A 25,614-nucleotide genomic window follows, 5' to 3' on the forward strand; every position below is an offset into this window, starting at 1 on the left:
GACCTCGCGCTAAAACGTCGGGAGGACCGCGGGTTTTCATCCCACGGTCCAGGCTTCGTTGGAGATCGGAGGGGCAAACGCCCCCATGTCCTCAGGCGTCCAGCCAGACGCGGGTCGCGACGTAACCGTTCGACATGTCGTTGCCGACGTCGTGGACATAACCCTTCACCTGCTTGGTGGAGGCGTTCACGAAATCGTTGAACATCGGCAGGATTACCCCACCTTCGTCGCGCACCGTCATCGCCATGGTGCGATACATGTCCTTGCGCTTGGCTTCATCAAGTTCGGAGCGGGCCTCCAGCAGCAGCTTGTCGAAGTCAGGACGCTTGAACTTGGTGTCGTTCCAGACCGCCGTTGAGAGATAGGCGGTAGAATACATCTGGTCCTGGGTCGGGCGGCCACCCCAGTAGGAAGTCGAGAAGGGTTGGACGTTCCAGACGTTGGTCCAGTAGCCGTCGCCCGGTTCGCGCTTGACCTCGATCTCGATGCCGGCCTTCTTGCAGCTTTCCTGATAGAGGACGGCCGCATCGACGCCACCGGGGAAGGCGACTTCGGAGGTACGCAGGAGCACCGAACCACTATGGCCCGACTTCTTGTAGTGGAAGGCGGCCTTGTCGGGATCGTAAACGCGCTGCTCGATGCCTTCGGGGAAGAGGGCATAGGTGCTGTTGATCGGGAAGTCGTTGCCGACCTTGCCGTAACCCCCGAGGATCTTCTCCACCATGGCCTCACGGTCCATGGCGTATTTAAGGGCGAGGCGCAGGTCGTTGTTGTCGAACGGCGCCTTGTCGCAGTGCATGATGAAGACGTAGTGGCCGCGGCCGGCAGTCGAGAGGATCTCGACGTTGGGGGCGCGCTTCAGCAGATTGACGGTCTTCGGGTCGACGCGGTTGATGTAGTGCACTTGGCCGGACGACAGGGCCGCGATGCGGGCGGTCGCATCGTTCATACCGATGATTTCAATCGAATCGACATAACCCCGGTCGGTGCGCCAGTCGTCCTTGTTTCTTTCGAAGGTGGCGCGGACGCCGGGCTCGAAGCTCGTCATCTTGTAGGGGCCGGTGCCGATCGAGGCCAGCGGATCGTCGACGCCGCCATTCGGCTGGATGACCAGATGGTAGTCCGTCAGCAGCAGCGGCATGTCGGCATTGCCTTCGCTAAGCGTCAGCACGAGATTGCCGCCGTCGGCCTTGATCTCCTTGATCGAGCCGAGAACACCGAGCGCACCAGATTCCGACTTCGCATCGGTGTGGCGCTTCAGCGTCGCAACAACGTCGTCGATCGTCAGTTCCTTGCCATCGTGGAACTTGACTCCCTTGCGGATCTTGAAGGTCCAGGTGACAGCGTCCTTCGACGGCTCCCAGGATTCGGCGAGCGACGGCACGGCCGCACCCGTCAGCGGATCGGATTCGACCAGCATGTCGCCCCAGCAGCGGCCAATGCAGAACATGACCTGCGACAGGAATTTCGCCGGGTCCTTGGAATCGGTGGCCGCACCGCCTTCAAGGCCGAGCTTCAGGTGGCCGCCGCGCTTCGGTTCGGCGGCTTCGGCGCTCTCGGTAAAGAGCTTGTCGGCGACGGCAAGTGTGATGCCCGCCGCCATGGCGCGTCCCATGAATTCGCGGCGGCTGAGCCCGCCGGCGGTGACACGGCTTGCGAGATATTTCGTGTAGTCGTTCATTCCCCAGTTCCTTCTTTATGGTGCGTTGACAGAACTTCCGGGCAGGTCCGCAGGCGGTTTCCTCTCCACCTCCGGTGCCCGCATCATGCGGGAAAACAGTGCGGTTGCTGCCGCCTGGTTATTTTCCTTTCCAAATGGGGCTTCGCTTCTCGGCGAAGGCCCGTGCGCCTTCCAATTGGTCCTCGCTCGAATAGAGTCTGTCGACCGTCGCAAACTGCCGCTTGGTGATCTTGTTCATCGCAGTCTGGAACGTCGACCCCTCCGCTTCGCGCACGATTTCCTTGATGGCCGCATAGACGAGCGGCGGCCCGCTCTCGAGCAGCCGGGCAAGCTCCCATGCTCTCTCCATCAGCCTGTCGGCCGGCAGGACCTCGTTGACGAAACCCCAGCGATGCGCCTCGTGAACGTCGAGCCAGCGCCCGGTCAAAAGCATGTCCATGGCGATGTGGTATGGGATGCGCTTCGGCAGCTTGATGGAAGCCGCATCGGCAACCGTGCCCGAGCGGATTTCCGGCAGGGCGAAGGTCGCATGCTCGGCGGCGAGGATCAGGTCGGCAGAAAGCGCGATTTCCAGACCGCCGCCGCAACAGATGCCGTTGACCGCACAAATGACGGGCTTGTTGAGGTCGCGCAGTTCCTGCAGCCCGCCGAAGCCGCCCACACCATAATCTCCGTCGACCGCATCGCCTGATGCCGCCGCCTTGAGATCCCAGCCGGCACAGAAAAACTTCTCGCCGGCGCCCGACACGATGGCGACACGCAATGCCGGATCGTCGCGGAAATCTCGGAAGATCAACCCCAGGGCACGGCTGGTCGCAAGGTCGATGGCATTCGCCTTCGGCCGGTCGATGACGACTTCGAGTACTCCACCGTCATGTCGTGTGCGAATGGGATCGCTCAACCTATGCTACCTCCTCCGCCGTATCAGAGCATCGACTACGGCAACGCCACGCCCTTCGGGAAGAACCATCAATGGATTAATGTCCAGTTCCTCCAGGGATGCCGCGTTCTTTACGACATAATCTGCCGTTGCTGAGACAGCACCGACAGCGGCTTCGAGATCGCCTTTCGGCCGCCCGCGATAGCCATAGATCAATTTTGCAAGTTTGAGACGCGAAATTGCTGCGTGAATGTCGGTTTTCGTCGCCGGAAGCGGCAGGATGATGGAATCTTCAAGCAATTCAACGAAGATACCTCCCGCTCCAAGCGTGAGCGACAATCCGAAGACAGGGTCGCGGATGGCGCCGACGATGAGTTCGGCGACCGGTGGATCGATCATTTTCTCGACGAGATAACCGGCATTCGGCGGCATTGTCGCCGCCGCATTCGACACGGCCCTAATATCCTCCAGGTTGAGTACGACGGCCCCGGCCTCGGTCTTGTGGGCAATGCCGAGCGCTTTCAGCACAACAGGAAAACCGAGCCGCTCGGCCTGCTCGGCCGCTTGACCGGGAGAAGAGGCCAACAGCCCTCGCGGAATTGGAAGGCCGAAGGCGGCAAGCTCAGCCTTCGCATCGGCCTCCGTCAGCGTCTCGATCTCGCCATCGATAGAGGACACATCGAGCAGCGGCAGGGGAGGCGGGCGATCCCACGCCTGGCCGATGCCGGCGGCGACTTCCGCTGCCGTGATGGCTTCGTCGATACCGCAGAAGGCAATGATGCCATTTGCCATCAGCCGATCGGCGATGGGCTCCGGCATGTTTTCCGGAAGGGTTGCCAGAAGGCCGGCCAGCGCACCGGTTGCGGCGGCAGCCGCAATGACCGCATCTGCCGTCATCGCCCATTCGGACGCATCGCAGCGGTCACCGCGGGGGAAGTCGAGGACGACGAGATTGAGCGCATAGCCGCCCTCGAACATGGCGCTGAAGGCTTCGGTCTGGCGTGCGAGATCGCCCCAGACAAAGGTGTGGTAATCGAGCGGATTGGACAGCGTCACCATCTCGCCGAGGACACGCCGCAGCCGGGGCAATTGCTGCGGCTGCAGCGCCGGGAATTCCACATTGCGACCGACGGCGGCATCCGCCATCAGCGACGCCTCGCCCCCGGAACAGCTCATCGACGAGATCGAATGGCTTGAGAGCGGGCCGGCGACATGCAGCAACTTCAGGGTTTCGAGCAGCGCCGGCAAGGTTTGCACACGGCCAAGGCCGAGGCGGGAGAGCACGGCGTCTGCGACGGCATCGCTGCCGGCGAGCGAAGCGGTGTGCGACACCGCCGCGCGTTTTGCCTGCTCGGACCTGCCGACCTTCATCACGACCACCGGCTTTCTCGACCGCCGGGCCATGGAGGCCAGGCGTTCGAGTGCAGAGAGATCCCCGAAACCTTCGACGTGAAGGCCGACCGCCGTGACGCGCGGGTCGTCGATCAATGCGCAGGCGACATCGGCAAGCGATGTCTGCGCCTGATTGCCGGCCGTGACTACGTAAGCTATCGGCACGCCGCGGGTCTGCATGGTCAGGTTGAGAGCGATATTGGAGGATTGCGTGAGGATCGCGACGCCACGTTCGATACGCTGCATACCGTGCTGATCAGGCCACAGCAGCGCACCGTCGAGACCGTTGATCAGCCCGTAGCAATTCGGCCCAAGGATCGGCATGTCGCCGGCTGCGTCCAACAGGGCCTGCTGCAGTTCGGCGCCATCGCCGAGTTCCGCCGTCGCCTCGCTGAAACCCGACGCATAACAGATCGCCCCGCCGGCGCCGGCCTCAGAAAGGCTGCGGACGATCTCGACGGTCAGCGTCCTGTTGACGCCGACGAAGGCGGCGTCCGGCGCCGAAGGCAGGTCGGAGACGGAGCGATAGCAGGGCCGCCCGAGAACCTCGTCGAGCTTCGGATGGACGGGCCAGATCTCGCCGGCAAAACCCATGCGGTCGCATTGCTCGATCACCCTGCGCGCCTCGCGACCGCCGAAGACGGCGATCGTTTGCGGTCTGAGCAGGCGGTCGAGCGGGCGAGGCGTCATCGGCTCACGCTCCCAAGGGTCTGAGCAGGTCGCGGCTGATGATATGCCGCTGGATTTCGGAGGTGCCGTCCCAGATGCGCTCGACGCGCGCATCGCGCCAGAAGCGGGCAAGCGGCAGGTCGTCCATCAGGCCCATGCCGCCAAAGATCTGGATCGCTTCATCGGTGACCCGGGCCAGCATTTCGGAAGAGTAAAGCTTGGCCGAGGCGATCTGCCGGTCTGCGGAGAGCCCGGCATCGAGCCGCCAGGCGGCGGCGAGCGTCAGCCAGTCGGCCGCGTCGATCTCTGTGATCATATCGGCGAGCTTGAACGACACGCCCTGATTGGCGCCGATCGGCTTACCGAACTGCTTGCGCTCGGCGGCATAGGGCAGCGTCATGTCGAAGACGCGCCGTGCCCGGCCGACGCAGGTGGCGGCCACCGTCAATCGCGTGCCATAGAGCCATTGATTGGCGATTTCGAAGCCTCGATGCACCTCGCCAAGTACCTGGCTTGCCGGAATCCGGCAATCGGTGAAGCTGAGCGTTGAGTTGTGGTAGCCGCGATGAGAAACGGAATCGTAGCCCTTGAGGATTTCGAAGCCCGGCGTGCCGCGATCCACCAGGAAGGCGGTGATCTTCTTCTTGATGCCCTTCGGCGTTTCCTCCTCGCCCGTTGCGGCAAAGACGATGACGAAATCGGCGACATCGGCATGCGAAATGAAGTGTTTCGTACCGTTGAGAACGAAATCGCTGCCGTCGCGGCGGGCGGCGCATTTCATGCCGCGCATATCGGAACCGGCGTCCGGCTCGGTGATCGCAAGCGCATCGATCTTCTCGCCGCGCACCGCGGGCAGGAGGTAGCGCTCACGCTGCTCGCCCTCGCAGGCCATCAGGATGCCGGAGGGCCGGCCGAAGAAAACCGTCAGCCCCAGGGAGCCGCGCCCGAGCTCCCGCTCGACCAGCGTGAAGGTGACATGGTCGAGGCCGGCGCCGCCGACTTCTTCCGGGAAATTGCAGGCGTAGAAGCCGAGATCGATGCATTTGCGCCGGATCTCTTCTCCGAGCTCCGGCGGGACGATGCCGCTGCGCTCGACCTCGTTTTCGTGCGGATAGATTTCGGTCTCGACGAAGGCGCGGACCGTCTCGACGATCATTTCCTGTTCTTCGCTCAGTCCGAAATTCATGCCGATCCTCCTACCGCCTCTGGCCGACGTGACGGCCGGCGCCTTCGGGCGCTGCCAACTCCGCCTGGGCTCTGGCGATCGCCTTGACCTTGTCGAGAATAACGGCCGGCGCCGGTGTGGCCTTGCCGGCCTTGCTGTCGACATGCAGCAACATGTGCTCGGCGGTTGCGAGAGCCTCGCCCGTCGCCGTATCGTGAAGCGTGTGGAAGACATGCAGCCGCTTCTCGTCGACATCAAGGATCCGACAGGTCGAATGGATCGCCTGCCCGAGCTTCGCCTCGCCAAGATGGCGGATGTGGGTTTCCACCGTGTAGTAGCTGTGTCCCGCCTCGACATAGGCGAGATCCACGCCGATGAGGCGCAGCAGCGCATCTGAGGTATCGCCGAAAACCTGCAGGTAGCGGTGTTCGGTCATATGGCCGTTATAGTCGACCCAGGCAGGGCCGACTTTCGTCTCGACGAGCCTCAGCGGCTTCGACGGGTCGAAAGACGTATTTGCCTTGCCGCCTTTTGCCCACAGCGATTGCTCGAAGTCCTTCAACAGCTTGCCGGCGCCCCAGCCCTTGCCGTCGTGGCCGCCCTTGAGAGCCTGCAGGGTGCCGACGAGGTTTTCGTCGCGGATGCGTTCGAGCTCGCGGATCGACAGGCCGGCCGCCTGTTCGTCGGATTGCCGGCCGATCTTTTCGATCAGCGCATCGTCGAGATCGACGACATCGGTAAGCTTGGTCCAGGGCCAGGCAAGGCAGGGGCCGAACTGGGCGAGGAAGTGGCGCATCCCGGCCTCGCCGCCGGCGATGCGGTAGGTCTGGAACAGGCCCATCTGCGCCCAGCGCAGGCCGAAAGAGTAGCGGATGACGTCATCAAGCGTCTCGACGGTGCAGATATCGTCATGGATCAGCCACAGGGCCTCACGCCAGAGCGCTTCGAGCAACCGATCGCCGACGAAGGCTTCGATCTCCTTGGCGATGTGGACGCCCTTCATGCCGATCGGCTGCAATCTTTCCATCGCCGCCCGGATGGTCTCAGCCGAGGTCTTTTCGCCGCCAACGATTTCGACGAGCGGCAGCAGATAGACGGGATTATAGGGATGAGCGACGAAGAGGCGCTCGGGATGCTTCATGTCGCGCTGTAGATCGGTCGGCAGCAGGCCTGACGTGGAAGAGCCGATGAGGGCGTCCGGCCGTGCTGCGGCATCGATTTGCGTGAGGACCCCGCGCTTGAGGTCGAGCCTTTCCGGCACGCTTTCCTGAACCCAGTCGGCGCCGGCGACAGCTTCCTGCAGCGTCTCGCAGAAGGTGAGCCTGCCGCGCGGCGGCAGAGGTGCGCCGGTCAGCATGGCATAGGCTTTTTCGGCGTTGGCGATGACTTCGCCGACGATGCGGCTCGCCTCCGGATGCGGGTCGAACACATCAACGTCGATACCGGCCAGCAGGAAACGCGCGATCCATCCGCCGCCGATGACGCCGCCGCCGATACAAGCCGCCTTGTTGATCCCAGTCATGCCGTCCTCAGCGCTTCGTCAGTTTGAGTTTCTTGCGAACGTCATCAGGCCCGATAATCCGGGCACCCATGCCTTCGACCACCTGCACGGCCTTTTCGACGAGCTCAGCATTGGTGGCGAGCCGGCCCTTGCCGACAAAGAGGTTGTCCTCCAAGCCGACGCGCACGTTGCCGCCGGCGAGAACGGCTGCCGCCGGATAGGCCATGGCGTTGCGGCCGATCGAAAAGGCTGAGAAGGTCCAGCTCTCAGGCACGTTGTTGACCATCGCCATGAAGGTGTTGAGATCGTCGGGCGCCCCCCATGGAATACCCATGCAGAGCTGGATCAGCACCGGGTCTTCGATCAGGCCTTCCTCGGCAAGCTGCTTGGCAAACCAGAGATGGCCGGTGTCGAAGGCCTCGATCTCGGGGCGCACGCCGAGATCCGTCATCTTCTTCGCCATCGCACGCAGCATGGCCGGCGTGTTGGTCATGACATAATCGCCGAGGTTGAAGTTCATCGTGCCGCAGTCGAGCGTGCAGATCTCAGGCAGGCATTCGGCGACATGGCTGACACGCTCGGTTGCGCCCGCCATATCGGTGCCCTTGGGATTGAGCGGAAGGGGGTTTTCGACATCCCCGAAGATCAGGTCCCCGCCCATGCCGGCGGTGAGATTGAGGACGACGTCGACATCGGCCGAGCGGATGCGGTCGGTGACCTCCTTGTAGAGATCGTTACGGCGGCTGGCGGCACCCGTTTCCGGATCGCGGACATGGCAGTGAACGACCGCAGCACCGGCCTTTGCCGCGTCGATGGCGGAATCGGCGATCTGCTTGGGAGTGATCGGCACGTGGGTGGATCTGGAAACCGTATCGCCGGCACCGGTGACGGCGCAGGTGATGAAGACATCGCGGTTCATCGCAAGAGGCATGTTTTTGTTCTCCCTCGTCTTATCCGCATTACGCGACAGGATGGATGGCGATGCGTTGCAATTTCGGAAGCAATCGATACATTATCGGAACTCACAGGAGGGGATCTTGCTGCAGCGATCGACGGAACGGCTCGATATCGACCTTCTCGTCCTGCCGGACGCGAACCTGATCCTGATCGCCTCGGTCATCGAGCCGCTGCGTGGCGCCAACCGCATCTCCGGCAGCGAACTCTATCGCTGGCGGCTGCTGACGCCGGACGGAGCGCCGGTTCTGACCACCAGCAATATTGCCGTGCCCGCGCAAGGCACTTTCATGGCGACGACCGAGGATGCGCCGTTGTTCGTGCTGGCCAGCTACAACTGGCGCCGAAGTGCTACGCCGGCGCTAAAGATGCAGCTCTCCCAGGCCGCCCGCTATCGCACGGTGATTGCCGGCATCGAGTCCGGCACCTGGCTGCTGGCCGAAGCCAGCCTGCTCGACGGACTGCCGGCGACTGTCCACTGGGAGGACTACGAGGATTTTGCGCTGGCTTATCCTGAGGTGCGAGCCGTCAAGGATCGTTTCGTCATCGACGGCAAACGGCTGACGACCTCGGGTTCGCTTCCGACCGTCGACCTGATGCTGGAGGTGATCAGGCAACGGCAGGGTTATTCACTGGCGCTCGAGGTCAGCCGGCTGTTCCGTTACGAGCAGCCTTCCTTCCATGCCGATGAGCCACTTTCCGCAGCCTCAGCCGGGTTGCGCATGCACGATCCCCGCGTGACGCAGGCAGTACGGCTGATGGAGGAGCATATCGAGCAGCCTCTGGTCCTGGCACGGCTGGCCCGCCGGGTGGGCATCAGCGCCCGGCATCTGCAGGATCTCTTCCAGCAGAGCATCGGCGCGCCGCCGCATGTGCACTATCTGGCGCTGCGCCTGAATGCGGCGCGCCGCAAGGTGATCGAGACGACAGCCTCTTTCGCCGACATCGCCGCCGCGACCGGCTTCAACTCTGCGTCGGCCTTTGCGAGAAGCTACCGGGCGAGTTTTTCCGAGAGCCCGTCGGACACCCGGCGCCGCTTGCGCCGCCGCATCACGTCATCGCAGATGCTGGGATAGGCTGGAACGCGTCCCGTATCATCTCAGCAAGTTCCCGAACGGCCTCGCTGGAACGGTAGGTGCTTCGGCGGAGCACGACCTTGGAGGAATCGACCGGCGGGAAACCGTCTTCGGCGGTCAGCTCCCGGCAGCCGGGCGGTATGTTGCTGCGGGAAAGCGTGGTCACGGCAAGGCCGGCAATCACGGCATTCTTCAGCCCTGAGCCGGTATCGGCGATGAAGGCGATCCGATAGTTGCGGCCGATCTGTTCCAGCGACCGAAGCGCAAAATCGCGCGACCAGGTGGAATTGCGATAGGTGGCAATCGGCAGGGGATCAATGTCGTGCAGCCGGTGGACCATCGACGTCACCCAGACTGTGGGATCAATACAGATGACCTCGCCTTTCGTCTCATCGCTCCAGTCGAAAACGACGGCCAGATCGAGCTCGTCCCGCTCGAGGGCGGCGAGATTGCGGACCGTATAGTCGCAGGACACGGTGACCTCGACGGCCGGGTGGCGGACAGCGAAAGCCGCAAGTGCCGCCGGCAGCACCGTCTGGCTGTATTCCTCGGGAATTCCGATGCGCACCGGCCCATCCAGCGGTTTGCTGCGGATCGTCGCGGCGGCCTCGTTCAAAAGATCGATGATCCTGCGGGCATAGGGCACCAGCTGTATGCCCTGGCGTGTGAGCAGCACGCCGCGGGCGCCGCGCTCGAACAGCGTTTCGCCGATCGTCTGCTCGAGCCGCTTGATCTGAGTGCTGACGGCCGATTGCGTCCGCCCGATGCGTTGGGCGGCGGCCGAGAAATTGGAGGTTTCGGCAACGACCAGGAAGGTTCTCAGCAGGTCGCTTTCAATCGGCTCGTGCATCGGAATAGCCATAGAAAAAATCAATGGTAGTCATCTCTACTATTCGTTTGTCTGATGTCAATTCTGGGCGCACAAAAGAGCCGCGTTCGACTTCCTTCTTTGAGAATATCTGCGTGACCATTGAAAATCCGGCCAGACGCCTCGCAGGCAGCGAGCACGAGAAGGGTGTGCTTCTCATCATTGCCGCGACGCTTGCCTGGAGCGCGAGCGGTGTTTATTCGCGGCTGCTGACCACCGACGTATGGACGGCGATCGCCTGGCGGTCGTTGTTCGGCGGCTTGTTCCTGCTGATCCCCTGCCTTTTCCTCGAAGGGGGCATCTCGCGGCAGCAATGGCGTTCCGTCTTCCATCCGTCCGGACTTGCGATGATCGCATGCCAGACCTTCAGTCAGGTATGCTTCATCGGGGCGCTTTACATGACCACCGTCGCCAATGTGACGATGATCTATGCGACCGCGCCTTTCATCGCAGCGTTGCTCGGCTGGGTCATCCTCAGGGAGAGGGTCTCCAGGCGGACGCTGATTGCCGGCGGCATCTCGCTCTTCGGCGTTGCGGTGATCGTCGCCTCGTCGATCGGGGGCGGCACCGGTTGGGGCGACCTTTTGGCGCTCGGCATGACGGCGTCCTTTGCGCTCGTCATCATCATTCCGCGCATCAATCCCGGCGTGCCGAGCCTGCCGCCGACCGTCGTCAGCGCCTTCCTGACGCTGGCCATCTTTGCCCCGTTCGGTTCGGTCGGCTCGCTCGACCTGCACAACTGGATCGTTCTCGCCGCCTTCGGTGCGACCAATTTCTCCCTGGCGCTGGTGCTCTTCCTTGCCGGGGCGAAACGAATGCCGCCGGCGGAAGCGGCGCTGATCGGCACGATGGAAATCGTGCTCACGCCCTTCTGGGTCTGGCTGCTGTTTTCCGAGCAACCGCCCGTCGCCACCTTTTTCGGCGGGGCGATCATCCTCGGCGCCGTGCTCTGGCACACGGCCATCGACGTCAACCGCAGCCGGCGACCGCATCGCGCCCAAAGCCTTTAGGCGGCGATCAAATCTTCCCGGACGATCCGGAAAACCGCCGTATTCGCGGGATCAATTATTTCCGCTACGCAGCGCTATTGCGACTTTGCCGACTGTCGTCTTTGGGTTGCGCCCATGTCGCTTTCTTGATCGCTGTTTTCCGTCAGGCATGGTTTGTTTGTGGTGTTCAAGGCGCTATCTCGCAAACTGGCGAAATGAACCAATATCCTGTGTTGTGGACACCGGGCTGCGGAGGAGGCAGTCCGGAGGGAAGGTTGCCATCGACTGCATCGGTTGCAGATCGAGGCATTCAAACAAGTGGGAGGAATCCATGAGCAAAAATAGAGGCGTCGTTTATCTCCGGCCGGGCAAGGTCGAAGTCCGCGACATCGACGATCCGAAGCTGGAAGCGCCCGACGGCCGCCGCATCGAACACGGCGTCATTCTGAAAGTGATCTCGACCAATATCTGCGGCTCCGATCAGCATATGGTCCGCGGCCGCACGACGGCGATGCCGGGCCTGGTCCTCGGTCATGAAATCACCGGCGAGATCATCGAAAAAGGCATCGACGTCGAGATGCTCGACATCGGCGATATCGTCTCGGTGCCCTTCAATGTCGCCTGCGGCCGTTGCCGCTGCTGCAAGTCTCAGGATACCGGTGTCTGCCTGACGGTAAACCCGGCCCGCGCCGGCGGTGCTTACGGTTATGTCGACATGGGCGGCTGGATCGGCGGACAGGCGCGCTACGTCACCATTCCCTATGCAGATTTCAACCTGTTGAAAATCCCCGATCGGGACAAGGCAATGGCGAAGATCCGCGATCTCACCATGCTCTCCGACATTCTGCCCACCGGCTTCCATGGCGCGGTGCGTGCAGGCGTTGGGGTCGGCTCGACCGTCTATGTCGCCGGCGCCGGCCCGGTCGGCCTTGCGGCTGCGGCTTCGGCTCGCATTCTCGGCGCTGCTGTCGTGATGATCGGTGATTTCAACAAGGACCGTCTGGCGCATGCGGCAAAGGTCGGTTTCGAACCGATCGACCTGTCCAAGAGCGACCGTCTTGGCGACATGATCGCGCAGGTCGTCGGTACCAACGAAGTGGACAGCGCCATCGATGCGGTCGGCTTCGAGGCACGCGGCCACTCGGGCGGCGAACAGCCGGCGATCGTGCTCAATCAGATGATGGAGATTACCCGAGCCGCGGGTTCGATCGGCATTCCCGGCCTCTATGTCACCGAGGATCCAGGCGCCGTCGACAACGCCGCCAAACACGGCAATCTTTCGCTCCGCTTCGGCCTCGGATGGGCCAAGGCACAGTCCTTCCACACCGGCCAGACTCCGGTGATCAAATATAATCGTCAGCTCATGCAGGCGATCCTCCACGACCGACTGCCAATTGCCGATATCGTCAACGCCAAGGTCATCCCGCTCGACGATGCCGCCAATGGATATGAGAGCTTCGACCAGGGAGCGGCGACGAAATATGTCCTCGATCCGCACGGAGAGGTGGCGAAAGCCGCATAGCGATTACGACTGAGGACTTTACCTAATAGGAATGGCCGGCGGAAAACCGGCCATTCAGCACTCACCACATGACAATTTGATTGACGAACTACTGGATGCTGAACGGGAAATATTTTGCGTTGATCATATCGTAGGTTCCGTCCGCCTTGATGCTCTTCAGCGCTTCGTTCAGGCGCGTCAGACGCTCCTTGTCATCCAGGCGCAGCGCGATACCGGCACCCTCACCGAAGTATGTGACGTCGACCAGATCCGGCCCTTTGAACTCGCAGCAGCTTCCTGCCTTGGTATTGGCAATCCAGTCATAGATGGCGAGTTTATCCTCGAGGATAATGTCGACGCTCCCATCCGCCAGACCCTTGTACAATTCAGGCGAAGACCGAAAAATCGTCTTTTTCATCTCCGGATAGAGATGGTTGGCAAAGGACTCCTGCGCTGTCGACGATGTCACCCCAAGTTTTTTGTCGCTGAGGGCGGCGGGGCTGATGTCGTTGATCGACGTATCCTTGCGAACGATGAACACCGACGGGCTGTTGTAGTATTTTTCAGTGAAGGCAACCTTTTGACGCCGCTCGAGGCTCATCGACATGGATGAGATGATCGCGTCATATTTGTCGGCAACGAGATTGGGAATGATGTCGTCCCACTTCTCGATGATGAATTGGCATTCGAACTTGCCGACCTCGCACAGCGCATTGGCAATATCGATATCGAAGCCCTGAAGCTTGTTATTTGCATCGAGATAGTTGAAGGGCGGAAACGCACCTTCGACGGCAATTCTGATCGGCGTGCGATCTTGGGCAGCCACCTCGAGCGGCGAGGCCGCCAAAAAGATACCGATCCCGCCCGCCATCAGCGCTCCGCGCAATATAGTCTGAATGGATATGCGCAACATCGTCGGGAGCTCCTTGGGGCATAGTCGATCTCGCGCCATAGTGGATCACAGCTTTTAATTCTACGTGAACGCTTCTTTGTTAGCATCGACGAATGCGCCCGCGTCGTGGTGTTCAGGGGTCTACGCTTGCACATCGTTCTTCCTTCCAGCTCCAACACGTTTCAGCAATCCTGGATCGCTTCGGGAAGAATTCTGTTTCTTATTGCCGTCAGCGGGCTTGGAGCGATCGGACTTGTCGTGCTTTCGGCGCTCTGGGCGGGAACGGAGAGCGACGCTGCCGCCCTTGATCGACAGCGTCAGCTTGTGAACGCCCGCCTGCGGGAACAGGTCGATCAAGTCGCGCATGTTATCGGCCAGTTCGGCAATGGTTACCTCGCACGTGTCTATCCTGCCGCCCTGCCGACCGAAGGCTCCTCCAGCCTCGATGCCGTTTTGACGGCGGCAGCCGGGAGTGCGATCAGCCAGACGGCGATGTCCGCGTTCGGCTACGATCAGGCCTTTGTCGTCGACGAAAAGGCGCAACTGCTCATGCTGGCGGACGCCCAAACGGAGAAGCGGTACCGCTGGATGAAGCCTCTCTTCTTGCCTCTCCTTAAGGATGCCCGCTTTGGCGTCAGGCGAAGCACGGCTTTGAACGAACGAACGCCATCCTCAATGGAAGCCCGCCTTGTCAATGCCGCGCGTTCCAACCGTGCTCTGGCCAATCTGATGCGGCTGGAGGGCCGGCCGACCATCGTGGGCGTCGTCGCCATTAACGAGGCTGCCGGGGGACAGCAGCAGCCGATGCGGCAATTCTTGATCGTCGTGCGCTTTATCGATGGCGCGGCGCTGGACGAATTGAGCCGGGAGCAGGGCCTCAATGGTGCCCGCTTCGCGCGCACGGCCGATGCAGACGAAAACGAGGTTGCGTTCCAGATCGACGCCACGGCAAACGGCGAACCGATCGGCTTCATCGTATGGCGGCCCGATCTTCCAGGTTCGAGGGTAATCGGCCGATTGATGCCGGCGCTTTCGATTGCCGCCTTGGTAATCGCGATCCTGTTCTCGGTCTTGCTGGTGCGCCTGCGAAGCAGTCTCGGCGAGCTGAAGAGAAGCGAGCTGCATGCAAGGCAGCTTGCCTTGCATGATGTGCTGACCGATCTTCCCAACCGCGCCTTGTTCGCGATGAGGTTCGACGAATGCCTGGCCGAGACGCAGAATTCGCCCGAGCGCTCGGCAGTCGCGCTTCTCGACCTCGACCGCTTCAAGGCGGTGAACGACACGTTCGGCCATGCCGCCGGCGATGAACTCATCAGGATGGCTGCGGAGCGGATCCGCTCCCAGCTTCGTCCGGGCGACACGCTTGCCCGGCTCGGAGGGGACGAATTCGCCCTGCTTCTCCGTGACATCAAAGATCATGACCACGTTTTGCCGGCAATATGCGAGGCGATCGTTGCCGAACTTGGCAAGCCCTTCCCGCTTTTGAGCGGCGAGGCGGTCGCGCGCGTCGGCGGCTCGATCGGCGTGACCGTCGTGCCGGACGCCGGCCGGAATGCCGATGACATCATGCGCTACGCCGACGTCGCACTGTACGAGGCAAAGATGGGGGGCAGGGGCCAGTGGCGTCTCTATTCACCGTCCATGGACGGTGGCCGGAATGCGCGCGACATTCTCAAGAATGAATTGCGGGAAGTTCTGGCCAAAGACGCGGCCTCATCCGCCGACGGTCCGCAATCCGATCCGATTGTAAACAGGCCGGACTTCGGATCGCTTGAGGTCTATTACCAAACGGTACATCGCGCTGAGGCAGGATACGCAGCGTCGGGCGCGGAGGCTCTGGTGCGTTGGCGTCACAGCCAGCGCGGGCTCTTGACGCCTGCGAGCTTCATCCCTGTCGCCGAGGAGGGCGGCCTCATCGACGCTCTCGGTTTCTGGGTCTTGCGCGAAGCCTGCAGAGCCGCCCGCGAATGGCCGGAGGAGACATTCGTTGCGGTCAACGTGTCTCCCGCCCAGTTGAGAAGACCAAATTTCGCCGAGGAAGTCTTCGCCGTACTCGAGGAGAGCGGCCTGCAGCCGTCCCGGCTCGAGCTCGAGCTCACCGAATCCTCGCTCATCGAGGACAGCTCGGATGTTTATACGGTGCTGAAGTCGCTGCGCAGCCGGGGTGTTCAGGTTTCGCTCGACGATTTCGGAACCGGCTTTTCATGCCTCAGCCATCTGGTGCGCTTCGATATCGACCGCATCAAGATCGATCGTTCGTTCGTCTCACAGCTCGGCACCAAAGCCAACGGGGCAGCAATCATCGGCGCCATCGTCGCGCTCAGCCGCAACCTCGGTATCTCGACGACGGCTGAAGGGGTCGAAACCGAATATCAACGCGACTTTCTGGCCGCCCTCGGCTGCACCGACCTCCAAGGCTACTTCTTCTCCAAACCCGTTCCTCTTGGCGACCTTGATAGTTTCCGGAACGCTGAGAGCGCCACTGGGTTACTTACGACCGCCCGAGGCGCCGTCGCGTGAGAGGCTTCGGATCTTCCGCAGATTAGGGGAACTTTCGCCCCGCGTCGCGGTTGACGCCCGAAGACCGGATGGAGGATCTGATGGGCGAGGTCGGGGAATGGCGGCACCTTTGCGTCGACATGCAGCGGATGTTTGCCGAAGACACGCCGTGGCACGTTCCCTGGATGGCACGGATCTCTCCCCAGATCGAGGAGCTGGCCGGGCGGCATCCGTCCCGAACGTTCTTTACCCGCTTTCTGCCGCCCGAACGTGCGGATGACATGCCGGGGAAATGGCGGGATTATTACCGGAAATGGTGGATGATGACGGGTGAACATCTTCCGCCCGGCCTCATCGATCTCGCTTCATCGCTGGCATCGCTGGTTCCGCCGGCAAGGCACTTCGACAAACGCACCTATTCCCCTTGGATCGACGGCCGCCTTCATCCGATCCTTCAGTCGGAGCGGGTCGATACGCTTGTGATAACGGGCGGTGAAACGGATGTCTGTGTGCTTGCCACGACGCTCGGCGCAATCGATCTCGCCTATCGTGTCATCGTCCTAAGAGACGCCGTGTGCAGCGGCGCCGACGATACGCATGACGCGTCACTGGAACTTCTGCACGATCGGTTTTCCGTGCAGCTCGAACTCATGGAGACCGAGGAATTCTTAAGCGGGGTTGGTTAGAGCCTGGTGTGGCGATACAACCTTCGCAGCAATACTGCTCATCGCCACGAATGACATGGAGATGACCGCGAGGTCGGCCTTAGCGTTTGCCGATCGAGGGACTAAACACCGTGAGGCTCAGAATCTCAAAGAGCACTTGTGCTGCGGCGTGCGCGGTGTTGGGGTCATATTGCGGAGCCACTTCGACGACGTCCCCGCCCACCAGGTTGATCCCTTTCAGCCCGCGCTTCACGTGTGGTCAATCCACCGACCTCGGGCGTGCCTGTGCCGGGCGCAAAGCTCGGATCGAGGCTATCGACGTCGAAGGAAAGATAGGTCGGGCCGTCGCCGACGATGGATTTTGCCTTGGCAATGACGGCAGGAATCCCCATTCCGTTGATGTCCTCTGTGTGGATCACTGTCATTCCCGAGGCATAGGATCCATGGGGATCCCGGTAATCGCAACCTGGAGATTGCCGAAGTCCGGATCATGGGCTGCGACCTGCATGTAAGGCGTGTTGAGGAAGGTGCACTCCGGCGTATGGCGCCAGTCTCGTGCCGCTCTTGGAGATGATCTTCTCCGCCACTTTGGGAAACTTCTCATCGAATATCTCGCCGCCATTGGCGTCTGCAAATTCTGCGCGCAGATGTTCCAGCCGCGTTTTGCCCCACACCATGCGCATGTGTCTCCGCTTCAGGTCCGTCTCGCCAGACAAAGAGGTTGAGAAATCAATTGGTATCGTTGTAGCAATCGGTATCAAAGAGAAATCGATATGATTGCTGCAAAACCCAATACCCTCGTTGCCCGCCTCTCTGCTCCGCCCATTCCTTCCGTCGTCGCCTGGAGCCGCGAGTATAAAGGAGAAAAAGGGCCGCTCATCGATCTGTCGCAAGCCGTGCCTGGCTATCCCGCTCATCCGGAGATGCTTCGGCTTCTTGGCGAGGCGGCTGGGCAACAGGCCATGACGGGTTACGGGCCGATCGAGGGTGAACCTTTATTGCGCAAGGCCTACGCGGCTCATCTTGCCGAGCTTTACGGCGCCGACCTTTCCGCCGGCAATATCCACATTACCGCCGGCTGCAATCAGGCGTTCATGTGTACGGCGATCGCGCTTGCGGGCGCGGGCGATACGGTGGCGCTGACCAATCCCTTCTATTTCAACTACGACACGACGTTGTCGATGCTTGGGATCGGACGCCGATTGGTCGATTGTGACCCCGCCAGCGGGTTTCTTCCCGATCTAAATTCTGCTGAGGCGGCCCTTGCGGCCGGCGCGAAGACGCTTGCCGTCGTGACACCCAACAATCCCACCGGGGCAGTGTATCCACCGAGCCTGCTGCATGAGCTTTTTGTGCTTTGCCGGAAATATGGCGCCTGGCTGATCCTCGATGAAACCTATCGCGATTTCCTTGGCGAGGGTTACGGACGGCCGCACTCTCTTCTCTCGGAGCCGAACTGGGAGGATACGCTCGTCCTTCTCTACAGCTTTTCGAAATCCTTCTGCATCCCCGGTCATCGGCTGGGTGCAATCACGGCAGGCCCCAAACTTGTCGCCGAGATCGCCAAGGTGATGGACAATATGCAGATCTGCGCACCGCGCCCGCCTCAGATCGCCGTTGCATCGGCGATCCCGGCGCTCGCCGATTGGCGGGCCGGCAACCGGCTGGAGATCGCTCGCCGGGCGGACGCTTTGAGGCAGGCCCTTTCCGGGCTGGCGGATTGGGAGATCGGAGCGATCGGCGCCTATTTCGCCTTTGTCCGCCATCCCCACGCCGATCGATCGTCTTCCGAGGTTGCCGAAAAGCTCGCCAAGGAATCCGGCATCGTTTGTTTGCCCGGCGCCTATTTCGGCGAGGGCCAGGAGCGTTACCTCAGACTTGCCTTTGCCAATGCGGATGTCGCCTCGATAGGGCTATTGTCCGAGCGCCTTCGCTAGACCGTTTTGATCAACCTCCGCCGGAAGTTCATGATAGCCGCCGCGCCAGTAAAGCAGCGGCCCTATGCCCTGCCGGATTTCCATCGCGCAGACATGTCCGACCAAAACGGCATGGGAATTGTAGTGGAATGCGGTTTCGAGCTTGCAGTCCAGGACCGTCAGGGCATTTTCAAGGACCGCCGCGCCGGTCTTGAGGCGATACCATCCTGCATCGCCGTAGCGTTCGGCGCCCTTTCGCCCGTCAAGACCGGCAAAGGATTGTGCCACCTGCTGCTGGTCGGCGGCGAGCACGTTGACGCAGAAGCAGCCGTACCGCTGCAGCGCCGGCCAAGAGGAAGATGCTCGGTTGACGCTGACGATGACGGACGGCAGCTCCGCCGAAAGCGAAGAGACCGACGTTGCCGTGAAGCCGGTGCGGTGTTGCCCGTCGCCGACCGTGATCACGCTGACCGCACCCGCCAGATGACGCATCGAAAGCTTGAAGTTCGCTTCGCTGATCAAAGCCTCGACACTCATCGGGCGGGCTCTTTCGTTTTGACAAAGCGGTTTACCGGCATTGAAAGACCGAGGTTTTCGCGCAAGGTCTTGCCCTCGTATTCCTCACGGAACAACCCGCGGCGGCGAAGCTCCGGCAGGACAAGCCGCACGAAGTCGTCGAGGCTGGACGGCAAGGTGGGGAACATCAGGATGAAGCCGTCGGCGGCGCGCGTCTCGAACCATTCCTCCATGAAGTCGGCAATCTGGGCCGGCGTCCCCGTCATGCCATTTCCGGTATGCTTCTCGGCATAGTGCCGGATAAGTTCGCCGACGGTGCGGCCGCTTCTGACGAAGTCGACCAGCTCGTCGAACAAGGCGCGTGATCCCTTGGGTGCTGCCGGCAGCCGATCCATGGGGAAGGGCTTGTCGAGAGCGACATCGCGCAGGTCCGCCTCGAGGAATTCGGAGAGCATCAACCGGCCGACATCCGGATGCATCTTGTCGATCAGATAGTCCACCTTTGCCTTTGCCTCGGCTTCGGTTTCACCGACGTTGATCACGATGCCCGGCATGATTTTCAGGTCGTCCGGATCGCGCCCATGGGCCGGCATCCGGCGCTTGACGTTTTCGTAAAAGGCCCGGTTGCGCTCGATATTCGATGCAAGGCTGAAGACGATCTCGGCCGTGCGTGCCGCCATGTCCATTCCAGGTTCCGAACCGCCCGCCTGGGCGATAATGGGGCGGCCCTGGGGCGTTCGCGCGATGTTGAGGGGTCCGCGAACCTGGAAGTGCTTGCCTTTGTGATTGAGCGTGTGATGTTTGTCCTTGTCATAGTAGACACCGTTTTCACGGTCGAGCAGCAGCGCGCCTTCCTCGAAGCTGTCCCAGAGGCCGAACACGACATCGACGAACTCGTTGCCGCGCTCGTAACGCAGTGCATGCGGGTCCAGCCCCTCGCGATTGAAATTGTAGCCGGTTTCGTCGTGGTCTGACGTGACGACGTTCCAGCAGACGCGTCCCTTGCTCAGATGGTCGATCGAGGCGAACAGGCGCGCGACATTGTATGGCTCGTAGTAGCTCGTCGACACCGTCGCCACGAGACCGAGATCGTTGGTGGTGACCGCGAGAGCCGAAAGCAGCGAGAGCGGTTCGAAACGGTTCATCTTGGTCGGAATGCGGGCAAGCGCTTTCGGATCGCCGACGGCGGCGGCAGGAGAATCCGCCATGAACATGAAATCGAACTTGGCCGCTTCGGATCGTTTGGCGACATCGAGCAGATGAGCGAAGTCGTTGGCGCCATTGACATCGCTTGCCGGATGCAGCCAGGAGGCAGGATGAAAGCCGAACGTATAGACGAAAGTCCCGAGTTTCATCTTGTCAGTTCGCGCCATCGAGCTCTCCTGCTATGTCGGCCACGCCGCCAACGGTGGAGGGCGACTGCGCAAATTATCGCCAGGCGCAAATTTTCATCAATATCGCTCAGCTAGGTTCCGTTTTAGTTTTTCTAAAGGTTCGACTTAGGCGCGGACGCCAGGGCCTGCTGACGGGAAATAGCAATGAGCCAATCGCGGAATTCGCGCCCGTGGGGCTTCTGCAAGGCCGCCCGATCCCAGGCGAGGAAATAGCTTTCGCGCAGTGCAATGCGCAGGTCGACGGGAATGGCGAGCGTTTGCGCCTCGAGCTCATCTGATATCATCGACATCTGCGCGAGAACGACGCCGCGCTTGTTGACGGCCGCGTCAATCGCACTGCTCGACAGGGTGAAGGAAAGGCCTGGCGTTGACGCGTCGAAGGAGACACCGGCCTTGGCGGCGAACTCCGCCCAGCTCGGGTAGGGGGTGAAGTGCCGTTCCCACTCGACATGGAGGAGGGGCAGTTCGAAGAGATCGCGAGCCGCATGCGCGCGATCCTGCATCAGCGCCGGCGAACAGGCAGGCACCACCCAATCGCGAAACAGTTCGGTATAATGTTCGTGCTGCAGCACGTCCGACCCGTAGCTCACGCGGAAATCGATATCGTCGAAGCCGATGCGGGGCTCTCTGTCGCGTCCGATGATCCTCACCTGCACGTCGGGATGAAGCGCCTGCCAGTCGAAGATGCGCCTGCCGATCCATTTGTTGACGACGGAGGAAAGCGCACTGAGGACCAATGCTGTCTCATTGCGCGCCTTTTCCAGCAGTTGCCCGGCGAGCGCGAATTGCTCAAATCCCTTCGATATCTCCTGGTGGTAGAGCCGGCCCCAGGCAGTCAGCTCGACGGTTCGCCCGCTACGCTCGAGAAGCGAAACGCCAAGGAAACTTTCGATTTTGTGAACCTGCTGGCTGATGGCTCCCGGCGAGACGTTGAGCTCCAGTGCTGCGGCCGTCACGCCGCCGCAGCGCCCCACCGCCTCGAAGGCCTGCAAGCCCTTAAGCGGGATCGTCTTGAAGCGCTCATCGGTCACTTGCGGAGCCTCTCGTGATTTTCGCCAGCTCAAATTGCCGTCGGGTGAAACGTCCCTGCAAACTGGAAGCGATCGCCTGGATGGGTAATCTCGACATATGTCACCGTGCGCCCGTTCTGCCAGGTCTGGCGGATCAGGCTAAGGCATGCCTCGCCCCTCTCCGTCTGCAGGATCCGGGCCGTCACGGTATCGGCCGAGACGGCACGAATGACATGTTTGGCCTTGGACCAGGGCACCTGCTCAAGCAGCCATTTGCCGGGCGGGATCGAGGCGAAGCTCTCATCTCTCGCCCGTGGCACGGCATCGAGCATGATGATCCGCCGCTCGATGGCATTCGGTCTGCCATCGACGATATGCAGGCATTGAAGCCTGAGGACTTCCGCATCGGCAGGCTCCGACAGCTGCTGCGCCTCCGCCTCTCCAAGGCGCTCGATCTTGCGGGCGAGGATTTCGAAGCGGTGTTCGTGCCCGGCCAGTTCCGCTTCGGTGCTGATATCTTGAATATCCATCACGGTGCGGTCGATCTGGGGCGATGCGACGAACGAACCGGTCTTGCGCCGCCTGACGATCATGCCGCGCTCGGCCAGCGCCGACAGCGCCTTGCTGACCGTCATGCGCGAACACCGATATTCCGCCACCAGCTCGTGCTCGACGGGAATGCGGTCGCCGGGCCGCCAATCACCGCTGATGATCTTCGTCTCGATATCCGTGAAAATGCGCTGATAAATCGACACCAAGCCCGTACCTCATCCGGCGTCAGCGACCATGAATCCGCAACGGTCATGCCAGCGAGATTAACGCCATCCGGCACAAATTTTGCGTTCCTCGTCTTTTACATTGACACTCTAGGCCAGCCTATATCTATTTGTATAGTCAAAAGCGGAGCACAGAAGTCCGCGCAGAGGAAATCGAAGTCGGGAACAAAACTCCTCCGCCGGGGGAATAAAAACTGGAGAGATGATCATGAAGGCACATTCACTGCTGAAGGGTCTGGTCGGCGCTGCGTTCCTGTTCGGAGCAGCCGTTTCCGCCCATGCAGCCGACACGCTGGCAGCCGTCAAGGCAGCCGGCACCCTCAAGGTTGGCACCGAAACGGCTTTCGCACCGTTCGACTATATCGACGCCGGTGAACACACAGGCCTGAACGTCGACCTCTTTGCCGAGATCGGTAAGGAACTCGGCGTCAAGATCGAATGGGTAGCCCTTCCCTGGGATGGCGTCTTCCCGGCGCTCGAGGCCGGCAAATTCGATGTCGTCGCAGGCCCTGCAACGATCACCAAGAAACGCTTGGAGCGCTATCGCTTCACGCCGCCGATCGCCGAAGCGACGATTGCGATCCTGAAAAAGGCCGGCGATGCGACGATCAGCAAGCCGGAAGATATTGCCGGCAAGAAGATCGGCGTCGGCAAGGCAACTGCTCAGCTCGACCAGTTGAAGGAATTCTCCGACACGCTGCCGACCAAGGTCGATGTGCGCGAATATCCGGCCTTTACCGAATCCTACGCCGATCTCGCAGCCGGCCGCATTGCCGGCGTTGCCAACTCGCTGCCGAATATCGCCTTCGTCGCCAGCCAGCGAAAGGGCACGTTCGAAGTCATCCTGCCGCCATTCGGCAAGAAGTCCTATTTCGGCTTCATCGGCCTCAAGGATGCCGATCATGCCCCGCTGATGGACGCGATCGATGCCGCGATGCTCAAGATCAAGGCAGATGGACGCATGGCTGAGCTGCAGAAGAAGTGGTTCGGGGCATCTTTTGATACGCCTGATGCTGTCAAGGACCCGGCATTCTGATTAGCCGCCGGTGAAACGAACGCGCCCCGCCATCGGTCGGGGCGCAATCTGCCGTGGCATCAGAGTTCACGGCCGCAGCGCCCAGGCAAACACCGCCCATGTCCATCAAGCTTTTCGAACTGCTTCTGCAAGCCGCGATCTACACGGTGACGATCAGCGTGGTTTCTATCCTGATCGGCTTTGCAATTGCCATCGTCGTTTCCGCCATGCTGCTGTCGCGGCAACGGCTCTTGGGGCTGCAGGCGCGGATTTTCATCAGCTTCTTTCGTGGCGTGCCGCTGCTGGTGCAACTGCTGCTGATCTATAACCTGCTGCCGGCGATCGGCATCAACGTGCCGAGCATCGTTGCGGCCATCATTGGTCTTTCGCTGTGTACTGCAGCCTATCAGGCTGAAAATCTGCGCGGCGGTTTTTCCAGCGTTCCCGCGGGCCTGGTCGAGTCTGCCGAAATGGTCGGCATGACACCCGTTCAGATCTTCCGCCGCATCAAGGCGCCGATCGCCCTGCGTTTGACCTTTCCGGCGCTCGTCAACGAAGCGATCCTTATCCTGAAGGCGTCTTCGCTGGTCTCGGTCGTCGGGGTCATCGAGTTGACGCGCATGGCCCAGGACCTTGCCGGCAGCACCTTCCTGCCGCTCGAGATTTTCGCTTCCGCCGGGCTGATCTATCTCGTCATCAATTGGATCGTTGCCCTTGCAGGCGGCCTGATCGAACGCTCCCTGCCAGGAGTGCCGCGATGACCTTCGACATCAATGTGATCTTCAGCAACTTGCCGGAAATCCTCAGCGGTGCATGGGTCACCATCGTCATCTGGATCATCACCACCCCGGCCGCTGCCGTGCTCGGCTTCCTTGTCGCCGTTGCCAGACGTTTTGGCGGGGTGATCCTGGACAAGGCGTTCGGCATTGTCATCGCGGTGCTCCGCGGCACGCCGTTCCTGATTCAGATATTCCTCGTCTACTACGGCGGGCCATTCGTCGGATTGTCTCTCGATCCGATCCCGGCAGGCGTCATCGGCCTTTCCATCTACGGCGCGGCTTATTTCAGTGAGATATTCCGCTCGGGCTTTGCTGCCGTCCCGAAGGGACATATCGAAGCCGGGATATGCGTTGGCCTGACACAAGGACAGATCATCCGACGCATATTGCTGCCGGAAATGACCATGCTGGTGTTGCCGCCTTCGATCAACATGACGATCATCCTCATGAAGGAGACGGCCGTGCTGTCCATCATTACCGTGCCGGAGTTGACGGCGACGCTGAGTGCCATCGGCTCGCAGCAATATGCTTTCGTCGAGGCGCTCTTCGTGCTCGCCCTGTTCTACTGGGCCTTGGTCGAAATCACCGGTTGGCTCGGTCATCTCGCCGAAACGAAACTCACCAGATTCAGGTTTTTCAACATATGAGCGTCCCTGCGATCACAGTCAAAAATCTCGTCAAGACTTTCGGCGGCTCCACCGTGCTGCACGGCATCGACCTCGATATCGTTCAGGGGCAGGTTTCCTGCGTCATCGGCCCGTCGGGTTCCGGCAAGAGTACGCTGCTGCGCTGTATGGCCTTTCTCGAAGAATCGACGAAGGGGACGATTACCGTCAATGGCGAGGTGCTTGGCTTTGCGGAAAACGCAAAGGGTGTCCGTGAGCGGGTACCGGCTGCTGTGAACCGGCAAATTCGATCGCAGATCGGCATGGTTTTTCAGCAGTTCAATCTCTGGCCGCATATGACGGCGCTCGGCAATGTCAGCGAAGCGCTGAAGACCGTTCACAAGATGAGCCGCAAGGATGCTGAGGAGCGGGCAATGGCCCAGCTCGTCAAGGTCGGCCTCGAGGGCAGGGCAGGGCACTATCCGTCGCAGCTCTCGGGAGGGCAGCAGCAGCGCGTCGCTATCGCCCGGGCGCTTGCCCTGAACCCGAAGATCATGCTGTTTGACGAGCCGACCTCGTCACTCGATCCCGAGCTGACCGGCGAAGTGCTCAACGTCATGCGCGATCTCGCCGCCGAGGGCATGACGATGGTCGTCGTCTCCCACGAGATCGGATTTGCCGCAACGGTCGGCCAGCAGATCGTCTTTCTCGATCACGGCAAGGTGCTGTTCACCGGTCCCCCGCAGGACGTCTTCAAACGACCGAGAAACCCCCGGCTCGAGCAATTCCTGGATACCTATATCGATCGCGGGGCCTCGATGCTGCTATGACGTTCATGTCCTTCACGATCGTCGGACAGACTTCCACGGCC

At 61.2% G+C, this 25,614-nt stretch carries 22 protein-coding genes and 1 pseudogene; 10 read left to right on the forward strand and 13 right to left on the reverse strand.

Translation table 11 applies throughout. The features are described 5' to 3' along the window. Window positions 1-91 precede the first annotated feature (91 nt). The 6 genes from GR198_RS23770 to GR198_RS23795 all read right to left on the reverse strand — a co-directional run bounded on the left by GR198_RS23770 (window position 92) and on the right by GR198_RS23795 (window position 8,219). Window positions 92-1,681 (reverse strand): ABC transporter substrate-binding protein, encoded by a 1,590-nt coding sequence (locus tag GR198_RS23770; protein ID WP_029873610.1) that lies wholly within the window; start codon window positions 1,679-1,681, stop codon window positions 92-94. A gap of 118 nt (window positions 1,682-1,799) precedes the next feature. After that, entirely contained in the window at window positions 1,800-2,582 is a 783-nt protein-coding gene (locus tag GR198_RS23775) for a carnitinyl-CoA dehydratase (RefSeq protein WP_131620618.1), read from the reverse strand. 6 nt (window positions 2,583-2,588) lie between these two features. Beyond that, window positions 2,589-4,643 carry an acetate--CoA ligase family protein gene (locus GR198_RS23780; protein WP_164069681.1) on the reverse strand — a complete coding sequence of 685 codons (2,055 nt, stop codon included), beginning with the start codon at window positions 4,641-4,643 and terminating at the stop codon, window positions 2,589-2,591. A gap of 4 nt (window positions 4,644-4,647) precedes the next feature. Next, a complete protein-coding gene (locus GR198_RS23785; RefSeq protein WP_164069682.1) occupies window positions 4,648-5,808 on the reverse strand; it encodes an acyl-CoA dehydrogenase family protein in 1,161 nt (386 codons plus the stop codon). Between the two features lie 10 nt (window positions 5,809-5,818). Further along, window positions 5,819-7,309: a carnitine 3-dehydrogenase gene (locus tag GR198_RS23790; protein WP_164069683.1), complete on the reverse strand. Its 1,491-nt coding sequence runs from the start codon at window positions 7,307-7,309 to the stop codon at window positions 5,819-5,821. A gap of 7 nt (window positions 7,310-7,316) precedes the next feature. Then, on the reverse strand, window positions 7,317-8,219 hold the full coding sequence (locus GR198_RS23795) for a 3-keto-5-aminohexanoate cleavage protein (RefSeq protein WP_164069684.1): 903 nt from the start codon (window positions 8,217-8,219) through the stop codon (window positions 7,317-7,319). On the opposite strand from GR198_RS23795, the gene GR198_RS23800 reads away from it, so the two are divergent. After that, entirely contained in the window at window positions 8,218-9,318 is a 1,101-nt protein-coding gene (locus GR198_RS23800) for a GlxA family transcriptional regulator (protein ID WP_164069685.1), read from the forward strand. The genes GR198_RS23795 and GR198_RS23800 overlap by 2 nt on opposite strands. Here GR198_RS23800 and GR198_RS23805 read toward each other — a convergent pair. Then, on the reverse strand, window positions 9,293-10,168 hold the full coding sequence (locus tag GR198_RS23805) for a LysR substrate-binding domain-containing protein (RefSeq protein ID WP_164069686.1): 876 nt from the start codon (window positions 10,166-10,168) through the stop codon (window positions 9,293-9,295). The genes GR198_RS23800 and GR198_RS23805 overlap by 26 nt on opposite strands. A gap of 113 nt (window positions 10,169-10,281) precedes the next feature. On the opposite strand from GR198_RS23805, the gene GR198_RS23810 reads away from it, so the two are divergent. Continuing rightward, window positions 10,282-11,196, forward strand: a complete 915-nt coding sequence (locus tag GR198_RS23810; RefSeq protein ID WP_029873618.1) for a DMT family transporter — start codon at window positions 10,282-10,284, stop codon at window positions 11,194-11,196. Between the two features lie 310 nt (window positions 11,197-11,506). Beyond that, window positions 11,507-12,697 (forward strand): formaldehyde dehydrogenase, glutathione-independent, encoded by a 1,191-nt coding sequence (gene fdhA, locus GR198_RS23815; protein WP_020047878.1) that lies wholly within the window; start codon window positions 11,507-11,509, stop codon window positions 12,695-12,697. A gap of 88 nt (window positions 12,698-12,785) precedes the next feature. Here the strand turns inward: fdhA and GR198_RS23820 are convergent, their stop codons facing one another. Then, window positions 12,786-13,589, reverse strand: a complete 804-nt coding sequence (locus GR198_RS23820) for a transporter substrate-binding domain-containing protein (RefSeq protein ID WP_029873619.1) — start codon at window positions 13,587-13,589, stop codon at window positions 12,786-12,788. 105 nt (window positions 13,590-13,694) lie between these two features. Between GR198_RS23820 and GR198_RS23825 the strand changes: the two genes are divergently transcribed. Both GR198_RS23825 and GR198_RS23830 read left to right on the forward strand, forming a co-directional pair. Beyond that, window positions 13,695-16,088, forward strand: a complete 2,394-nt coding sequence (locus GR198_RS23825; RefSeq protein ID WP_029873620.1) for a putative bifunctional diguanylate cyclase/phosphodiesterase — start codon at window positions 13,695-13,697, stop codon at window positions 16,086-16,088. 80 nt (window positions 16,089-16,168) lie between these two features. Then, window positions 16,169-16,753, forward strand: a complete 585-nt coding sequence (locus GR198_RS23830; RefSeq protein WP_029873621.1) for a cysteine hydrolase family protein — start codon at window positions 16,169-16,171, stop codon at window positions 16,751-16,753. A 79-nt stretch (window positions 16,754-16,832) separates the two neighbouring features. Here the strand turns inward: GR198_RS23830 and GR198_RS23835 are convergent. Next, window positions 16,833-17,409: pseudogene (locus GR198_RS23835) on the reverse strand (arginase family protein). 96 nt (window positions 17,410-17,505) lie between these two features. Here GR198_RS23835 and GR198_RS23840 point away from each other — a divergent pair. After that, window positions 17,506-18,669, forward strand: coding sequence for an aminotransferase (locus GR198_RS23840; RefSeq protein WP_164069687.1), 1,164 nt, complete (start codon window positions 17,506-17,508; stop codon window positions 18,667-18,669). On the opposite strand, the gene GR198_RS23845 is transcribed toward GR198_RS23840, so the two are convergent. The 4 genes from GR198_RS23845 to hutC all read right to left on the reverse strand — a co-directional run bounded on the left by GR198_RS23845 (window position 18,646) and on the right by hutC (window position 22,326). Continuing rightward, the gene (locus GR198_RS23845; protein WP_029873623.1) at window positions 18,646-19,185 is read right to left on the reverse strand and encodes a flavin reductase family protein; all 540 of its coding nucleotides are present in this window, start codon (window positions 19,183-19,185) and stop codon (window positions 18,646-18,648) included. The two genes, GR198_RS23840 and GR198_RS23845, sit on opposite strands and share 24 nt — an antisense overlap. Next, the gene (locus GR198_RS23850) at window positions 19,182-20,537 is read right to left on the reverse strand and encodes an LLM class flavin-dependent oxidoreductase (protein ID WP_029873624.1); all 1,356 of its coding nucleotides are present in this window, start codon (window positions 20,535-20,537) and stop codon (window positions 19,182-19,184) included. The genes GR198_RS23845 and GR198_RS23850 overlap by 4 nt, the downstream gene beginning before the upstream one ends. Before the next feature lie 113 nt (window positions 20,538-20,650). Then, complete coding sequence (locus tag GR198_RS23855; RefSeq protein WP_164069688.1) at window positions 20,651-21,589, reverse strand: LysR family transcriptional regulator; 939 nt, start codon at window positions 21,587-21,589, stop codon at window positions 20,651-20,653. A gap of 29 nt (window positions 21,590-21,618) precedes the next feature. Then, window positions 21,619-22,326, reverse strand: a complete 708-nt coding sequence (gene hutC, locus GR198_RS23860; protein ID WP_164069689.1) for a histidine utilization repressor — start codon at window positions 22,324-22,326, stop codon at window positions 21,619-21,621. A gap of 226 nt (window positions 22,327-22,552) precedes the next feature. Between hutC and GR198_RS23865 the strand changes: the two genes are divergently transcribed. The 4 genes from GR198_RS23865 (at window position 22,553) to GR198_RS23880 (ending at window position 25,573) form a co-directional block, all read left to right on the forward strand. After that, window positions 22,553-23,380, forward strand: coding sequence for a transporter substrate-binding domain-containing protein (locus GR198_RS23865; protein ID WP_164069690.1), 828 nt, complete (start codon window positions 22,553-22,555; stop codon window positions 23,378-23,380). 98 nt (window positions 23,381-23,478) lie between these two features. Continuing rightward, the gene (locus tag GR198_RS23870; protein WP_164069691.1) at window positions 23,479-24,120 is read left to right on the forward strand and encodes an amino acid ABC transporter permease; all 642 of its coding nucleotides are present in this window, start codon (window positions 23,479-23,481) and stop codon (window positions 24,118-24,120) included. Next, window positions 24,117-24,785 carry an amino acid ABC transporter permease gene (locus GR198_RS23875; RefSeq protein WP_065284647.1) on the forward strand — a complete coding sequence of 223 codons (669 nt, stop codon included), beginning with the start codon at window positions 24,117-24,119 and terminating at the stop codon, window positions 24,783-24,785. The genes GR198_RS23870 and GR198_RS23875 overlap by 4 nt, the downstream gene beginning before the upstream one ends. Continuing rightward, window positions 24,782-25,573, forward strand: coding sequence for an amino acid ABC transporter ATP-binding protein (locus tag GR198_RS23880; protein ID WP_164069692.1), 792 nt, complete (start codon window positions 24,782-24,784; stop codon window positions 25,571-25,573). The genes GR198_RS23875 and GR198_RS23880 overlap by 4 nt, the downstream gene beginning before the upstream one ends. The last annotated feature ends 41 nt before the right edge of the window (window positions 25,574-25,614 follow it).

The organism is Rhizobium leguminosarum, assembly GCF_010668065.1.
GTDB lineage: Bacteria > Pseudomonadota > Alphaproteobacteria > Rhizobiales > Rhizobiaceae > Rhizobium > Rhizobium leguminosarum_S.

Excerpts from the sequence above, each read along its gene's own strand:
- GR198_RS23865 (WP_164069690.1), top strand. The coding sequence starts at position 22,553 with ATGAAGGCACATTCACTGCTGAAGGGTCTGGTCGGCGCTGCGTTCCTG.
- GR198_RS23875 (WP_065284647.1), top strand. The coding sequence starts at position 24,117 with ATGACCTTCGACATCAATGTGATCTTCAGCAACTTGCCGGAAATCCTC.
- fdhA (WP_020047878.1), top strand. The coding sequence starts at position 11,507 with ATGAGCAAAAATAGAGGCGTCGTTTATCTCCGGCCGGGCAAGGTCGAA.
- GR198_RS23870 (WP_164069691.1), top strand. The coding sequence starts at position 23,479 with ATGTCCATCAAGCTTTTCGAACTGCTTCTGCAAGCCGCGATCTACACG.
- GR198_RS23830 (WP_029873621.1), top strand. The coding sequence starts at position 16,169 with ATGGGCGAGGTCGGGGAATGGCGGCACCTTTGCGTCGACATGCAGCGG.
- GR198_RS23770 (WP_029873610.1), bottom strand. The coding sequence starts at position 1,681 with ATGAACGACTACACGAAATATCTCGCAAGCCGTGTCACCGCCGGCGGG.
- GR198_RS23820 (WP_029873619.1), bottom strand. The coding sequence starts at position 13,589 with ATGTTGCGCATATCCATTCAGACTATATTGCGCGGAGCGCTGATGGCG.
- GR198_RS23850 (WP_029873624.1), bottom strand. The coding sequence starts at position 20,537 with ATGGCGCGAACTGACAAGATGAAACTCGGGACTTTCGTCTATACGTTC.
- GR198_RS23840 (WP_164069687.1), top strand. The coding sequence starts at position 17,506 with ATGATTGCTGCAAAACCCAATACCCTCGTTGCCCGCCTCTCTGCTCCG.
- GR198_RS23845 (WP_029873623.1), bottom strand. The coding sequence starts at position 19,185 with ATGAGTGTCGAGGCTTTGATCAGCGAAGCGAACTTCAAGCTTTCGATG.
- GR198_RS23800 (WP_164069685.1), top strand. The coding sequence starts at position 8,218 with ATGTTTTTGTTCTCCCTCGTCTTATCCGCATTACGCGACAGGATGGAT.
- GR198_RS23785 (WP_164069682.1), bottom strand. The coding sequence starts at position 5,808 with ATGAATTTCGGACTGAGCGAAGAACAGGAAATGATCGTCGAGACGGTC.
- GR198_RS23805 (WP_164069686.1), bottom strand. The coding sequence starts at position 10,168 with ATGCACGAGCCGATTGAAAGCGACCTGCTGAGAACCTTCCTGGTCGTT.
- GR198_RS23880 (WP_164069692.1), top strand. The coding sequence starts at position 24,782 with ATGAGCGTCCCTGCGATCACAGTCAAAAATCTCGTCAAGACTTTCGGC.
- GR198_RS23780 (WP_164069681.1), bottom strand. The coding sequence starts at position 4,643 with ATGACGCCTCGCCCGCTCGACCGCCTGCTCAGACCGCAAACGATCGCC.
- GR198_RS23790 (WP_164069683.1), bottom strand. The coding sequence starts at position 7,309 with ATGACTGGGATCAACAAGGCGGCTTGTATCGGCGGCGGCGTCATCGGC.
- GR198_RS23795 (WP_164069684.1), bottom strand. The coding sequence starts at position 8,219 with ATGCCTCTTGCGATGAACCGCGATGTCTTCATCACCTGCGCCGTCACC.